The 13849-nt window shown below is 40.2% G+C and carries 16 protein-coding genes; 4 read left to right on the top strand and 12 right to left on the bottom strand.

The features are described 5' to 3' along the window. Positions 1 to 92 precede the first annotated feature (92 nt). The 11 genes from ACLNCP_RS09720 to ACLNCP_RS09670 all read right to left on the bottom strand — a co-directional run bounded on the left by ACLNCP_RS09720 (position 93) and on the right by ACLNCP_RS09670 (position 8698). On the bottom strand, positions 93 to 749 hold the full coding sequence (locus tag ACLNCP_RS09720; protein ID WP_004256822.1) for a CBS domain-containing protein: 657 nt from the start codon (positions 747 to 749) through the stop codon (positions 93 to 95). 307 nt (positions 750 to 1056) lie between these two features. After that, a complete protein-coding gene (locus tag ACLNCP_RS09715; RefSeq protein ID WP_000062200.1) occupies positions 1057 to 1767 on the bottom strand; it encodes an ABC transporter ATP-binding protein in 711 nt (236 codons plus the stop codon). Beyond that, positions 1767 to 2531: an ABC transporter ATP-binding protein gene (locus ACLNCP_RS09710; RefSeq protein WP_001185995.1), complete on the bottom strand. Its 765-nt coding sequence runs from the start codon at positions 2529 to 2531 to the stop codon at positions 1767 to 1769. Before ACLNCP_RS09710 ends, ACLNCP_RS09715 begins: the two co-directional genes overlap by 1 nt. Further along, the gene (locus ACLNCP_RS09705) at positions 2531 to 3487 is read right to left on the bottom strand and encodes a branched-chain amino acid ABC transporter permease (RefSeq protein WP_000662286.1); all 957 of its coding nucleotides are present in this window, start codon (positions 3485 to 3487) and stop codon (positions 2531 to 2533) included. The genes ACLNCP_RS09710 and ACLNCP_RS09705 overlap by 1 nt, the downstream gene beginning before the upstream one ends. 3 nt (positions 3488 to 3490) lie before the next feature. Further along, positions 3491 to 4360 (bottom strand): branched-chain amino acid ABC transporter permease, encoded by an 870-nt coding sequence (locus ACLNCP_RS09700; RefSeq protein WP_000941421.1) that lies wholly within the window; start codon positions 4358 to 4360, stop codon positions 3491 to 3493. Between the two features lie 220 nt (positions 4361 to 4580). After that, the gene (locus ACLNCP_RS09695) at positions 4581 to 5741 is read right to left on the bottom strand and encodes an ABC transporter substrate-binding protein (protein WP_424844377.1); all 1161 of its coding nucleotides are present in this window, start codon (positions 5739 to 5741) and stop codon (positions 4581 to 4583) included. A 66-nt stretch (positions 5742 to 5807) separates the two neighbouring features. Continuing rightward, the gene (locus tag ACLNCP_RS09690; protein WP_049492230.1) at positions 5808 to 6095 is read right to left on the bottom strand and encodes a YlbG family protein; all 288 of its coding nucleotides are present in this window, start codon (positions 6093 to 6095) and stop codon (positions 5808 to 5810) included. Positions 6096 to 6173: 78 nt separating this feature from the next. Then, a complete protein-coding gene (gene clpP, locus ACLNCP_RS09685; RefSeq protein ID WP_000613475.1) occupies positions 6174 to 6764 on the bottom strand; it encodes an ATP-dependent Clp protease proteolytic subunit ClpP in 591 nt (196 codons plus the stop codon). A gap of 172 nt (positions 6765 to 6936) precedes the next feature. Beyond that, positions 6937 to 7566, bottom strand: a complete 630-nt coding sequence (gene upp, locus ACLNCP_RS09680; protein ID WP_000515974.1) for a uracil phosphoribosyltransferase — start codon at positions 7564 to 7566, stop codon at positions 6937 to 6939. Positions 7567 to 7654: 88 nt separating this feature from the next. After that, the gene (locus ACLNCP_RS09675) at positions 7655 to 8122 is read right to left on the bottom strand and encodes a cytidine/deoxycytidylate deaminase family protein (RefSeq protein ID WP_261015904.1); all 468 of its coding nucleotides are present in this window, start codon (positions 8120 to 8122) and stop codon (positions 7655 to 7657) included. A gap of 18 nt (positions 8123 to 8140) precedes the next feature. Next, positions 8141 to 8698: a TetR/AcrR family transcriptional regulator gene (locus ACLNCP_RS09670; RefSeq protein WP_023943134.1), complete on the bottom strand. Its 558-nt coding sequence runs from the start codon at positions 8696 to 8698 to the stop codon at positions 8141 to 8143. Between the two features lie 124 nt (positions 8699 to 8822). On the opposite strand from ACLNCP_RS09670, the gene ACLNCP_RS09665 reads away from it, so the two are divergent. From ACLNCP_RS09665 to ACLNCP_RS09655, 3 genes are read left to right on the top strand one after another with little or no spacing between them, the layout of a single operon-like run. Further along, positions 8823 to 9668, top strand: a complete 846-nt coding sequence (locus ACLNCP_RS09665) for a DegV family protein (protein ID WP_424844376.1) — start codon at positions 8823 to 8825, stop codon at positions 9666 to 9668. 58 nt (positions 9669 to 9726) lie between these two features. Continuing rightward, a complete protein-coding gene (locus ACLNCP_RS09660) occupies positions 9727 to 10899 on the top strand; it encodes an NAD(P)/FAD-dependent oxidoreductase (RefSeq protein WP_424844375.1) in 1173 nt (390 codons plus the stop codon). 48 nt (positions 10900 to 10947) lie between these two features. Continuing rightward, positions 10948 to 11469 (top strand): DUF1697 domain-containing protein, encoded by a 522-nt coding sequence (locus ACLNCP_RS09655; RefSeq protein ID WP_033687195.1) that lies wholly within the window; start codon positions 10948 to 10950, stop codon positions 11467 to 11469. 41 nt (positions 11470 to 11510) lie between these two features. Here ACLNCP_RS09655 and ACLNCP_RS09650 read toward each other — a convergent pair whose 3' ends face one another. Further along, complete coding sequence (locus tag ACLNCP_RS09650; RefSeq protein WP_424844374.1) at positions 11511 to 12251, bottom strand: MerR family transcriptional regulator; 741 nt, start codon at positions 12249 to 12251, stop codon at positions 11511 to 11513. 234 nt (positions 12252 to 12485) lie between these two features. Here ACLNCP_RS09650 and ACLNCP_RS09645 point away from each other — a divergent pair, with 234 nt between their 5' ends. Further along, the gene (locus tag ACLNCP_RS09645) at positions 12486 to 13826 is read left to right on the top strand and encodes a sodium-dependent transporter (RefSeq protein ID WP_424844373.1); all 1341 of its coding nucleotides are present in this window, start codon (positions 12486 to 12488) and stop codon (positions 13824 to 13826) included. Positions 13827 to 13849 lie beyond the last annotated feature (23 nt).

Below are 13849 nucleotides of genomic sequence, written 5' to 3'. Positions count from 1 at the left end.
CATCATTTCATTATAGCATATTTTATCATTTCTTTCCATCTTTTGCTCTAATCCCTTATAACACGTAAAAAGAAGCCTTTCGGCTTCCCTTCTTACAAGACTTTTGCTGAGGTACGAGTAATCTCTTCTACTTGAATATTCTCTGATTCAAATTTTTCTTTCAAGGCTGGTAAATCAATTGATCCATCGATTTGAACTTCGATAATCACCTTACCATCCTTACGCGGAATATTGACTGTATGCGAGATATTCAAATTTTCTTCTACAATCAAAGAAACAATCTTTCCGAGTACACCAACTTCATTTTCCGTAACAAAGCGTACACGAATCCCTTCTTCGCCATAACCTGCGATTTCAAGAAAGGCTTGGAAAACGTCACGGTCCGTAATAACCCCATAGACTTGATGGTTATCTACGACAGGAAGAATACCAATCTTGTTTTTCAACATCAGATAAGTTGCATCCTCTAGACTCGCATAGCCTGAAACAGTGACAACATCACGAATCATCACATCTTTTACTTTTGTCTTATTTAGAAGATAGTTCATCTCATAGATAGAAAGACTTGTTGCCTTGGATGGACTAGCTTGGGCAATGGTGCCCTCAGTCACCAAACCAACCAATTGATCATTTTCGATAACAGGCAAGCGGTGTAATCCTTGCTCTCTCATTAAATCTGCTGCATGAGATACTGTTGTATCTGGACTAATATAAACTACCTTGCGGGTCATAAAATCTTTAACTGCCATGAGACTTCTCCTTTTCTATTCTTATCCCTATTATACAATCTTTTTGTAAATCTATCAAACGCTTACATTTCTTTTTCAAAATTCAGAAAAGTATGAATAAGCTAGCAAAAAGAGCTCTAAAATCGAGCTCCGTGAATGAAGGATAGACAGCTTCATTCTGTTTTGTTTCAATGATTAGAAGCTAACCTTCCAGTGCAGATGAGAATTGCTTCGCAATCTCTATCTGCCGACTAAAAAGGTCCCCCGGACTATGCGATGATTGCTCTGCAATCTCTATCTGCCGACTAAAACAATCCACTGGATTGTTTTAGCCACCTAGATATGCTTTTCTGACTTCTTCTGATGAGGCGAGTTCTTTTCCTGTTCCTGATAGAACGATTTTTCCTGTTTCCAGTACATAACCTCGGTCAGAGATTGCGAGTGCCTTATTGGCATTTTGTTCAATCAAGAGGACAGTTGTTCCTTGTTTCTGGATGTCTTGAATGATATCAAAAATCTCTTGAATAAAGATTGGGGCAAGTCCCATTGATGGTTCATCTAAGAGAAGAAGTTTTGGTGTTGACATAAGAGCGCGTCCCATGGCAAGCATTTGTTGTTCTCCTCCTGAAAGAGTGGCTGCATCCTGGTTCTTCCGTTCTTCAAGACGTGGGAAACGTGAGAAAACCTTCTTCAAGTTAGCTTGATTTTCTTCACGATTTTTCTTTAAGAAAGCTCCCATTTCTAGATTTTCCATAACAGTTAAGCCAGGGAAAACGTGGCGTCCTTCTGGAACTTGTGAAAGACCACCTGCCACGATTTTCTGAGCCGGCATTTTTTGGATTTCTTGACCTAAAAATTCAATCTTTCCTGAACTTGGTCGAACCAAACCAGACAAGGTACGGAGAATGGTTGTCTTACCTGCACCATTGGCACCGATAAGGGAAACAACTTCTCCTTCATTCACTTCAAAGCTTACATCACGGACTGCTTGGATCATACCGTAATGCACAGAAAGATTATCAACTTTTAACATAGACATTAGGCTTCACCTCCTAGATAAGCTTCGATAACGCGTTTATTGGTCTTAATTTCGTCTGGAGTTCCCTGAGCAATCAAACGACCATATTCAAGTACGTAGATGCGTTCTGTTACTTCCATGACCAGATTCATATCGTGTTCAATCAGCATGATCGTAATCTTAAATTCATCTTTGATACGACGAATTAACTCAGTCAATTCTGCTGTTTCCTGAGGATTCATACCTGCAGCTGGTTCATCTAAAAAGAGAATTTTAGGTTCCGTAGCGAGGGCACGAACAATTTCCAAACGACGTTGTTGTCCGTAGGCAAGATTTTTAGCAAGCGTTTCTGCATCACCATCTAAATCAAAGATTTTCAACAATTCCAAGGCTTTAGCCTTTAATTCTTTTTCACTCTTGTAAAAAGCTGGTAAGCGCAAAAAACTAGCAAAAACATGTTGTTTGTGATGGTTGCCAAAAGCAATCAAAACATTGTCCAAAACTGTTAAATCTTTAAAGAGTCGAATATTTTGGAAAGTACGTCCAAGTCCCAAAGAGGCAATCTTATAAGGTGCCTTTCCATTCAAAAGGTGACCATCAAGGGTTACTGTTCCCTCGCTTGGTTCATAAACACCCGTCAAGAGGTTGAAAAGGGTGGTTTTCCCAGCTCCATTTGGACCGATTAATCCAACCAGTTCCCCTTCGTTCAATTCAAGAGTCACATCTCCAACAGCTGTTAGACCGCCAAAATGTTTGGTTAACTGTTTTACTTCAAGTAATGCCATTAGTTTTGTTCCTCCTTCTTAGATTTTTTAAAGAAACGTGATAGGCTCAATTCCCATGTTCCAAGGAGTCCACCTGGTCTGAAAATCATTACCAATACCAAGGCCAAAGCGTAGATAATCATACGCACGCTAGCAACATCTTGGAGAAGCATATTCAAAATTCCAAGGACAATAGCTGAAACAATCGCACCTGTAATGGAACCAAGTCCACCAAATACAACAATAATCAATACGTTGATTGAGTTAATGAATGTGTAATCTTTCGGTACAACAGACCCGATAAATCCTGCCTGAAGTGACCCTGCAATACTTGCAGTAATGGCACCAAAGACAAAAGCGATGATTTTAATTTTAGTTGTATTAACACCGACTGACTCTGCAGCGATTTCATCTTCACGAACGGAGAGGGTTGAACGACCAATTGGACTACGCAAGAAGTTCAAGGTTGCAATGGTTGTAATCACGACAAAGAAGTATACCATTTGCCAAGTTGTAAAGTTAGGAATTCCCAAGATACCTGCCGCACCATTTGTAAGGCTTCCACCATTGATGATAAAGATACGGATAATTTCAGAAACACCTAGAGTCGCCACCGCAAGGTAATCCCCCTTCAAGCGCAAGGTTGGAATTCCGACAAGCAAGGCAACTGCTCCTGAAAGCAAAGCCCCTATCAGCATAGCTCCAAAGAAGGCACCGTAGGTTGGTGATTTAGATCCAATAATAGCAGCGGCATAGGCACCAATCGCCATGAAACCAGCATGCCCAAGTGAAAATTGTCCTGAAAAACCAACGATTAAGTTGAGACCAACAGCCAAAATAATATTAATTCCAATTTGTTGTAAAATCTGTACATAGAATAGGTTGAGTACTCCGACTGAAACCAGTACACTAATCAAGCCATAGCCAGCTAATAAAAGGAGTAACCATAGAATATTAACTTTTAAATTTTCCTTCATCGTTTACACCTTCTCTTTCACATTTTTACCAAGAATACCTGCTGGGCGGACAATCAAGATCAACAACAGGATTCCATAAACAATGGCATCACGGAAGTCTGACATTCCAAAGGCTGTCGCAAAAGTTTCCAATAAACCAATCACAAAACCACCAAGAGCCGCACCAGGAATAATCCCGATACCACCAAGTACTGCGGCAACGAAAGACTTAAGACCTGGAGTAACCCCCATCAAAGGCTCAAGAGAGTTATAATAGAGGGCAATCAGAACACCAGCTGCACCAGCAAGAGCTGAACCCAAAGCAAAGGTAAAGCTGATAGTACGGTTTACATTGATCCCCATCAATTGTGCCGCATCGCTATCTACAGATACAGCACGCATGGCTTTCCCCATCTTTGTTTTTTGGACAATGACTTGTAACAAAATCATCAAAATCAAGGAAATGGCCAAGATCATTAACTGCACATTTGTTAAGCTGATTGGTCCCAAATCATAGCGAACTGTTTGAATCGCTTGAGGGAAGGCACGGGTATTGGCACCAACCAGATAGACCATCCCATACTCCAATAGGAAAGAAACCCCAATAGCCGTAATCAAAACAGCAATACGAGTAGAGTGACGCAAAGGTCGGTAAGCAAGGAACTCAATCACGACACCAAGAATGGCTGTCGCTAACATAGCTACAATAAGAGCTACAAAGAAATTCATTTGGAAAGAATTAATCAAGAAATAACCGATAAAGGCTCCCATCATATAAATATCACCGTGGGCGAAGTTGATGAGCTTGATAATTCCGTAAACCATGGTATATCCTAGGGCTAACAGCGCATAAACACTACCTAGAATCAAACCATTTACTAGTTGTTGGAGCATAAGATTCACTCTTTCTATTTATAATTTCGAGGGTTTTCCCTCACTTTTTATAAGTTCTTATACTCAATAAAAATCAAAGAGCAAACTAGGAAACTAGCCACAGGCTGTACTTGAGTACGGCAAGGCGACGTTGACGCAGTTTGAATTTGATTTTTGAAGAGTATTAAACATCGAAACAGGGAGTGAGTCAAAGGCTCATTCCCTATTTCAACATTTTCTATTATGGTTTTACAACTTCTGCTGCTTCAACCTTACCATTGTTCATGGTCATCATGTAAGCAGTTTTGACTGTGTTGTGGTCTGCATCGAAGCTTGTTTGACCAGTTACACCTTCAAAGTCTTTTGTTTTAGCAAGGTTATCCTTGATTTCACCTGAGTTTTTAGCACCTTTTGCTGCATTTGCTACAAGGTGAACTGAGTCATAAGCCAAGGCTGCAAATGTTGAAGGCTCTTCATTGTACTTAGCACGGTATGCGTCAAGGAAGGCTTTTGCTTTAGCCGAAACTTCTACAGTAGTTGAGAAGCCTGAGATAAAGTAGATGTTTGATGCTTTTTCAGCAGTTGCTTGTTGTACAAACTCTTCACCATTGAATCCATCACCACCAACGATTGGTTTGTCAATTCCCATACCACGCGCTTGGTTTACAATCTTACCAGCCTCATTGTAGTAACCAGGAAGAACGATCGCATCAAAGTCTTTATCTTTGATTTTTGTCAAAGCTGCTTGGAAGTCTGTGTCACCTGCTACGAAAGTTTCATCTGCAACGATTTCACCCTTGTAAGTTTCACGGAAAGCTTTGGCAATACCTTTAGCATAGTCGCTGGCATTGTCAGTGTAAAGAACAACTTTCTTAGCGTTTAATTTGTTTGAAACATAGTTTGAGATAATCTTTCCTTGGAAGCTATCTTGGAAAGTTCCGATAAAGAGGTAATCTTGACCTTTAGTCAATCCATCTTGAGTCGCACTTGGTGAAATCAATGGAACACCTGCTTTTGTAGCGTTCGCTACCGCAGCTGCAGTTGCACCAGATGTCGCAGGCCCTACGACTGCTGATACTTTAGATTGAGTTACAAGGTTCGTTGTTACTGAAGCCGCCTCAGCTGTTTCAGACTTGTTATCTTTATCAACTACTTCGATTTGTTTTCCGTCGATACCTCCTGCGGCATTGATTTCATCAACAGCAAGTTGGGCACCTTTTTGTTCAGCTGTTCCATATGCAGCTAAGGAACCTGATTCTTCAAAGTTAAATCCGATTTTGATTGTCTTTTCATCTACTGAGTTACCAGCAGCGTTTGACGCTCCAGACTTCACTTCTCCACAGGCTGCAAGAAGTGCTACACTTGCAAGCGCCACAAACGATAGGGCAAATTTTTTCTTCATCTTTTTTGTCTCCTTATTTCTTAAATAAATAGCATGTTAAGAATATACCGAATTATCAGAAAATTGTCAACACTTTTCTTGAACTTTTTCGATGATAACGTTTTCCTCTCGATAAAGATTGCCCACAAAGGGTGTTTCCAGCTCTTGGATATGACAAACTCTCACTTTTTTGATAAATTTTTCCTTGCTCAAGTGTCCGACCAATTGCTCCACTTCTTGAGTTGGAACATAGAGTTGTAAGTAACGATGTTTCTTGGAATGATAGGTAATATCTCCATAATCCTGCAATTTTTTGGCATCACGATTATAGTAAAGATAGATAATCAAGCCAGATCGATTGACTTTTTCAAACATGATAAATCCTCTTTCTAAGAAATCTCCCCCTATTATACCAAAAAAAGCAAACCCAGTCGAGTTTGCCTTCTTTGATCATTAATTCAATGAATTGTTGGCCATGATTTCATCAATAAAGCCATATTCAAGTGTTTCTTGGGCACTCATCCAGTTATCGCGTTCTGCATCTGCGTGAACTTTTTCGATTGACTGACCTGAATTTTCAGCCAAGATTTTTTCCAAGGTATTACGAGTTTTAAGCAAGTGTTCTGCAGCGATCGCCATATCGGTTTGCTGAGTACCTCCACCTGTACCACCCATTGGTTGGTGGATCATATACTCTGCATTTGGAAGCATGAAACGTTTGCCTTTTGCTCCACTTGATGCAATGACCGTCCCCATAGATGCTGCCATTCCCATAACAATGGTTTGGACATCTGCCTTAATAAAGTTCATGGTATCAACGATTGCCAAACCAGCTGAAACGGAACCACCAGGTGTATTGACATAAAGGTAAATATCTTTTGTACTATCTTGGGCATCCAAGAAAAGCAACTGAGCAATAACAGAGTTAGCCATGTTGTCTTCAACTGGACCTGTCAGCATAATGATGCGGTCTTTAAGAAGACGTGAGTAAATATCGTAGGAACGTTCTCCACGGCTTGTTTGTTCAATAACTACAGGAATCATTTATTTCTCCTTTTGAGTTTTAATTTTGTTGGTCAAATGACTGAAGATAAGACTATTATAATATCTTGGTCAAAAAAGGTCAAATTTTTGCTCTGTTTTCATTAGACAGAAACAAAAATTCAACCTCCTTTCGTGACTGGAAATCCTTTTCCAAGTCAATCTCTTTTTTATTTTATTTTGTACCGAACAAGCGGTCCCCAGCATCTCCAAGACCTGGAACGATATAACCGTGTTCGTTCAAGCGTTCATCCAAGGCTGCTGTAAAGATTTCTACATCTGGATGAGCTTCTTGAAGGGCTTTAACACCTTCTGGAGCAGATACAAGGCAGACAAATTTGATATTTGATGCACCACGTTTTTTAAGAGAGTCAACAGCCAAGATTGCTGATCCACCTGTTGCCAACATTGGGTCTACCACAAAAATTTGACGTTGGTCAATATCTTCAGGTAATTTCACCAAGTACTCAACTGGTTGAAGCGTTTCTTCATCACGGTACATACCAATGTGGCCAACTTTAGCAGCTGGAACTAAGCTCAAGAGCCCATCGACCATCCCGATACCTGCACGCAAGATTGGAACGATGGCTAATTTCTTACCTGCCAATTGTTTTTGAACTGTTTTTGTGATTGGTGTTTCGATTTCCACATCTTCTAGTGGAAGATCACGAAGTACTTCATACCCCATCAACATTGCAATCTCATCTACTAGCTCACGAAAAGCTTTTGTAGAAGTATCTGTACGACGCAAGATTGACAATTTGTGTTGAATCAGTGGATGATTAATAACTTCAATTTTTCCCATTTTTGGAATTCCTTCTTTCAATTTATTCTTCTTATTATACCAAAAAACGGTTTAAAAATCTTTCTAAACCATTTATTTTTGATAATTTTTACATTAGATCTGCTTCTTTAAGAGCGGCCTGTACTGTCTCAAGTGGTAAATGAGTCAATTCTGTTCCCTTTTCTTGATAAAGGTATTGGGCGTAGTCGTCCATTCGGTACTGGTTGATATAAACCACGCGCTTGCAGCCGACCTGAAGCAATTGTTTTGTACAGTTCAGACAAGGAAAATGGGTCACATAGGCTGTAAAGCCTTTAGGAATACCACGTTCTGCACCTTGAAGGACAGCATTGACCTCAGCGTGAAGGGTACGAACACAGTGACCTTCAATGACCAGACATTCGTGGTCAATACAATGCTCGGTACCTGACACCGAACCATTATAACCAGTGGAAATAACTTTATTATCCTTAACCAGAATTGCACCCACTTTGGCACGTTTACAAGTGGAACGATTGGCAATTAGTAATGCTTGGGCTGCAAAATACTCATCCCAGGCCAGTCTTTTTTCAGTCATATCTCTTCTCCTTTTTCTCTATTTTTTAAAAAATGGTAACCGTAAATCCGCAATCTTTTCAGCAGGTACCTTCATGCCATCCTTGATCCATTTTAAAAGGACTGAGACGATGGCTGAACTCCAGAAGGAATGAAGATAAGAGCTGACACCTTTTGATTTCCCATGGTATTTTTCTAGAAATTCCTGCATGGCTTGGATAAAGATTTTTTCCAGATGGTAATCCAAGGCCAGTTGAATCACTCTGGCTTCCTTTCTTGCTTCTCGGAAAAGGTGAACCCAGACCAGATAAAGATCTGTCTTTAAATCGTAATGATGCAGCTGTTCCATAATATTGTGGACAGTTCGTTTGAAGACGCTTTCTAAAATCTCCTCTTTGGAATCATAATTGCGATAAAAGGCCGCACGCGAAACGCCTGCACGTTTGACCAATTCTGAAATACTAATCTTGGTCAAGTCCTTTTTTTCCAAGAGCTGCAAGAGGGCTGTTTCAATTGCTTCTCTGGTTAAAAGATTGGATTCTTGGTTTGATTTTCTGAGATTTTCAAGAGATTTTTCAGAGATTCTACGTTCAGACATAACATTTTCTTTCTACTTGTCACAACAGACAGATAAGGCTTTTGTTTCAAGGGTTTTCATGATATAATTGTAAAAAAAGACAGAACCTTTGTCAATGTATAACTGACAAAGATGGAGAATTTCTATGACTTGGAAGATTATTGCTGACTCTGGTTGTGATTATCGTCAGCTGGCAAGACCAGCTATTGACACGACCTTTGTAAGTGTCCCCTTAACCATTCAAGTAGCTGACCAGGTCTTTGTTGATGATGCCAGTCTTGACATTGACCAAATGATGGAAACCATGTATGCAACTGCAGAAGCTTCAAAATCAGCTTGTCCAAGCCCAGATGATTATTTGCGAGCATTTGAAGGAGCCAAAAACATTTTCCTAGTAACTATCACAGGTACTCTTTCTGGCAGTCACAATAGTGCTCAACTAGCTAAGAATATTTATCTGGAAGAACATCCTGATACTAAAATTCATGTAATTGATAGTTTGTCTGCTGGTGGGGAAGTTGACTTGCTCGTAGAAAAATTGAATGACTTGATTGACCAGGGCTTATCTTTTGAAGAAGTGGTTGAAGCTATCACTGCCTATCAAGAAAAAACCAAATTGCTCTTTGTACTAGCTAAAGTCGATAACTTGGTGAAGAACGGCCGTTTGAGCAAGCTTATCGGTACGGTCGTTGGCCTTCTCAACATCCGTATGGTCGGGGAAGCTAGTGAAACTGGAACCCTCGAATTGCTACAAAAAGCAAGAGGACCAAAGAAATCGATTCAGGCAGCCTATGAAGAGTTAGTCAAGGCTGGATATGCTGGTGGTCGTATTGTCATGGCCCAACGCAATAACGAGAAATGTTGCCAACAGCTCTCAGAGCGAATCCGTGAAACCTTCCCACAGGCGAATATTAAAATTCTCCCAACCTCTGGTCTCTGCAGTTTCTATGCAGAAGATGGTGGTTTGCTGATGGGATATGAAATTGATTAATTGCATTCTTGACAAGAGGTGACCATCATCTCTTGTTTTTTTATGGTACAATAGAGCTATGAAACATTTTGATACTATTGTCATCGGTGGAGGTCCTGCTGGTATGATGGCTACGATTTCCAGTAGTTTTTATGGACAGAAAACCCTCCTCATCGAAAAAAATCGGAAACTTGGAAAAAAATTAGCTGGGACTGGTGGGGGACGGTGCAATGTAACCAACAACGGAACTCTAGATGACCTACTAGCTGGAATCCCTGGGAACGGACGCTTCCTTTATAGTGTCTTCTCCCAATTTGATAACCATGATATCATCAACTTTTTTACAGAAAATGGTGTTAAACTTAAGGTCGAAGACCACGGCCGCGTCTTTCCGGCCAGCGACAAATCGCGAACCATTATCGAAGCCTTGGAAAAGAAAATCGCTCAACTAGGTGGTCAAGTTGCTACTCAAACAGAAATTGTTTCGGTTAAAAAGGTAGACGACCAGTTTATCCTTAAATCAACTGACCAAACCTTCACTTGTGATAAACTCATTGTCACAACTGGTGGAAAATCCTATCCTTCCACTGGTTCAACTGGTTTTGGTCACGAGATTGCTCGTCATTTCAAACATACCATTACCGAGCTTGAGGCCGCTGAAAGTCCTTTGGTGACAGATTTTCCACATAAGGCCTTACAGGGAATTTCCTTAGATGACGTGACCCTAAGTTATGACAAGCATGTCATCACTCACGATTTGCTCTTTACCCACTTTGGTTTATCTGGTCCTGCTGCCCTGCGTATGTCTAGTTTTGTCAAGGGTGGGGAGGTTCTCTCGCTAGATGTTTTGCCTCAACTTTCTGAGAAGGACTTGGCTACATTTCTAGAAGAAAATAGGGAAAAATCTCTAAAAAATGCTTTAAGAACCTTGTTGCCAGAACGCTTGGCAGAATTTTTTGTGCAAGGCTATCCTGAAAAAGTCAAACAGTTGACTGAAAAAGAATGCGATCAACTTCACCTGTCCATCAAGGAACTTAAAATTCCTGTAACTGGTAAAATGTCTCTTGCCAAGTCATTTGTTACCAAGGGTGGCGTCAGTCTCAAGGAAATCAATCCTAAAACTCTAGAAAGTAAGCTGGTCCCTGGCCTCCACTTTGCGGGCGAGGTACTGGATATCAATGCCCACACAGGTGGGTTTAACATCACTTCTGCCCTCTGCACTGGTTGGGTGGCGGGATCAAACCCAATCTAAATCTAAATTATTCAATGGCTAAATCAGCCCCAAAAGAAAGGAACTACTTTGGAACATATTATCTTGTTAAGGGGAGTTACTCCTAATGGAAAAAATGCTATCCCTAAAATGTCTTATCTAGTAGATATCTTGATAGAAGCTGGTTTTCAACAAGTTCGAACCTATATTCAAAGTGGGAATATCATTCTTGAAAGTGACTTAGATTTAGAAAAAATACGAGAACGTGTCCATACTCTAATAAATGAAAATATTGGTGCTGACTTAAAAATGGTAATCAAGAACAAAAGTGATTTTAAAAAAATTGTCCAAGAAAACCCGTTTGGAGAACACTATCTTTATGACCGTATACACGTGATTTTTTATCAAGAATCTATTAAAAGTCTCCCTTTAGAAAAATTGAAAATTGATTACGGTGAAGAAGAAATTTGTATCGGTAACCATTGTCTTTACCTCTATCTCCCTAGAACTGCAAAACAAAAGAAACTCCATACCAACTATCTTGAAAAGCTTTTCAATGTAGATTTGACCATGCGAAAACTAAATGTAGTAGAAAAATTATTAAGCAAGTAGTGCTTGAATTTAGAAAAAATCGGAAGAATACTCCTCCGATTTTATTTTGTCTGAGTTTGGACATAGTGGGCAATCACATCTGATGTGTACTGGGCTGTTCCAATTCCAAATTTGTCAATGTTTTCCTTAAACTCTGGGTTATAGACGTAGCTTTTACCAATATGACCGAATACTTCAATAGTACAATCAAATCCATAAGTACGTATGGCTTGCAAGAGTTTAGCAGCTTCTTCTTGGTTTTCTGTTGCTGTTACAGGCAGTCCAGCTTGAAGATTTTGTGACAAGGCTCGAAAAACTTGGTTGAAGGCAGCCGTAGCTTCGTTTTCGTGACCTTTTTGGCGCTCGAGCGCTTGGTCCATCACTTCTTGTCCATATTTCTCTACCGCCTCTTGGTGGTATTTTTGATGGTCTTGGTAGTTAAATCCAGCAAATTTCTCTTGAATGCTCATTTCTCTTTCTCCTTTTTGTTCTTGAATGGTTTTTTGCAAGGTTGAAATCAAGGTATTCAGATGTTCCCTTTCTCGAATCAAATAGTCCAACTGCCTGGTCAAATGAGGCAATAAATCTTCCCTTTCTTCCTTTAATAGCTCTGCTATTTTTTCTAAAGAAAAACCTAGATATTTGTAATAAAGAATAACCTGAAGGCGTTCCAAATCCTCCTGACTGTAGGTTCGATAGCCGTTTTCCGACTTTAAAGGAACCAAAAGTCCTATCTTATCGTAGTGGTGCAGGGTCTTGACAGAGACACCCGAAAGCTGCGCGGCTTCTTTTATATGGTACATGATTTCCTCCTTACATTGATAGTATAACCCCTCCCCTTAGGTCAGAGTCAAGCGTTTTTGCGAAATTTTTTACTTTATCATAACATGAAAATGGTTTTCTTGACAGACCTTAGAAAACATGATAGGATAGTCAAGTCTATCAATCGAAAGAAAGGCTCATTTTGAGTACTGATGAGGCTATTTGCCAAGGGCAGTAGCTTTTTCTTTTGTAATACTAATTTTAGGAGTTTAACTATGTCTGAAAAATCGCAATGGGGTTCTAAACTGGGCTTTATCCTAGCATCTGCTGGTTCAGCCATCGGACTTGGTGCCGTTTGGAAATTCCCTTACATGACTGCTGCTAACGGTGGAGGAGGCTTTTTACTAGTCTTTCTCATCTCCACTATTCTAATCGGTTTTCCCCTTTTGCTAGCTGAGTTTGCCCTCGGCCGAAGTGCTGGTGTCTCAGCTATCAAAACCTTTGGAAAACTGGGCAAGAATAGCAAGTACAACTTTATCGGTTGGATTGGTGCCTTTGCCCTTTTTATCCTTTTATCGTTTTACAGTGTTATTGGTGGCTGGATTTTAGTCTATCTAGGCATTGAGTTTGGAAAATTGTTCCAACTTGGTGGAACGGGTGATTATGCTCAGTTATTTACTTCAATCATTTCAAATCCAGCCATTGCCCTAGGAGCTCAAGCAGCCTTTATCCTATTAAATATCTTTATTGTATCACGTGGGGTTCAAAAAGGGATTGAAAGAGCTTCAAAGGTCATGATGCCCCTGCTCTTTATCATCTTTGTTGTGATCATTGGGCGCTCTCTCAGTTTGCCAAATGCCATGGAAGGGGTTCTTTACTTCCTAAAACCAGACTTCTCTAAGCTGACAAGTGCTGGTCTCCTCTATGCTCTGGGACAATCTTTCTTTGCCCTCTCACTAGGGGTTACAGCCATGCTGACATATGCTTCTTATTTGGACAAAAAAACCAATCTAGTCCAGTCAGGGATTTCCATCGTAGCCATGAATATTTCAGTATCTATCATGGCGGGTCTAGCCATTTTCCCAGCCATGTCAGCCTTCAATATCCAATCTGAAGGGGGACCGAGCCTGCTCTTTATCGTCTTGCCTCAGCTCTTTGACAAGATGCCTTTTGGAACCATTTTCTACATCCTCTTCCTCATGCTCTTCCTCTTTGCGACGGTCACTTCTTCTGTCGTTATGTTGGAAATCAATGTAGGCAATATCACCAATCAGGACAACAGCAAGCGTGCCAAATGGAGTGTTATTTTAGGAATTTTGACCTTTGTCTTTGGAATCCCTTCAGCCCTATCTTACGGTGTCATGGCGGATGTTCATATTTTTGGGAAGACCTTCTTTGATGCTATGGACTTCTTGGTTTCCAATCTCCTTATGCCATTTGGAGCTCTCTGCCTTTCACTTTTTACAGGCTATATCTTTAAAAAGGCTCTTGCAATGGAGGAACTTCATCTCGATGAAAAAGCATGGAAACAGGGACTGTTCCAAATCTGGCTCTTCCTTCTTCGTTTCATCATTCCAATCATCATCATCGTGGTCTTTATCGCCCAATTTATGTAATCAAAAAGGACTTGAGTAATGAA

The sequence above is a fragment of the Streptococcus sp. CL6.35 genome (genome assembly GCF_049737915.1).
In the GTDB taxonomy this organism is placed as follows: Bacteria; Bacillota; Bacilli; order Lactobacillales; family Streptococcaceae; genus Streptococcus.
Note: the sequence above shows the minus strand (reverse complement) of the source record. Positions and strands in the feature narration are given on the sequence as shown.

Bases quoted from the DNA above. Each gene is read 5' to 3' on its own strand.
- ACLNCP_RS09720 (WP_004256822.1), bottom strand. From the start codon at position 749: ATGGCAGTTAAAGATTTTATGACCCGCAAGGTAGTTTATATTAGTCCA.
- ACLNCP_RS09715 (WP_000062200.1), bottom strand. From the start codon at position 1,767: ATGTCTATGTTAAAAGTTGATAATCTTTCTGTGCATTACGGTATGATC.
- ACLNCP_RS09710 (WP_001185995.1), bottom strand. From the start codon at position 2,531: ATGGCATTACTTGAAGTAAAACAGTTAACCAAACATTTTGGCGGTCTA.
- ACLNCP_RS09705 (WP_000662286.1), bottom strand. From the start codon at position 3,487: ATGAAGGAAAATTTAAAAGTTAATATTCTATGGTTACTCCTTTTATTA.
- ACLNCP_RS09700 (WP_000941421.1), bottom strand. From the start codon at position 4,360: ATGCTCCAACAACTAGTAAATGGTTTGATTCTAGGTAGTGTTTATGCG.
- ACLNCP_RS09695 (WP_424844377.1), bottom strand. From the start codon at position 5,741: ATGAAGAAAAAATTTGCCCTATCGTTTGTGGCGCTTGCAAGTGTAGCA.
- ACLNCP_RS09690 (WP_049492230.1), bottom strand. From the start codon at position 6,095: ATGTTTGAAAAAGTCAATCGATCTGGCTTGATTATCTATCTTTACTAT.
- clpP (WP_000613475.1), bottom strand. From the start codon at position 6,764: ATGATTCCTGTAGTTATTGAACAAACAAGCCGTGGAGAACGTTCCTAC.
- upp (WP_000515974.1), bottom strand. From the start codon at position 7,566: ATGGGAAAAATTGAAGTTATTAATCATCCACTGATTCAACACAAATTG.
- ACLNCP_RS09675 (WP_261015904.1), bottom strand. From the start codon at position 8,122: ATGACTGAAAAAAGACTGGCCTGGGATGAGTATTTTGCAGCCCAAGCA.
- ACLNCP_RS09670 (WP_023943134.1), bottom strand. From the start codon at position 8,698: ATGTCTGAACGTAGAATCTCTGAAAAATCTCTTGAAAATCTCAGAAAA.
- ACLNCP_RS09665 (WP_424844376.1), top strand. From the start codon at position 8,823: ATGACTTGGAAGATTATTGCTGACTCTGGTTGTGATTATCGTCAGCTG.
- ACLNCP_RS09660 (WP_424844375.1), top strand. From the start codon at position 9,727: ATGAAACATTTTGATACTATTGTCATCGGTGGAGGTCCTGCTGGTATG.
- ACLNCP_RS09650 (WP_424844374.1), bottom strand. From the start codon at position 12,251: ATGTACCATATAAAAGAAGCCGCGCAGCTTTCGGGTGTCTCTGTCAAG.
- ACLNCP_RS09645 (WP_424844373.1), top strand. From the start codon at position 12,486: ATGTCTGAAAAATCGCAATGGGGTTCTAAACTGGGCTTTATCCTAGCA.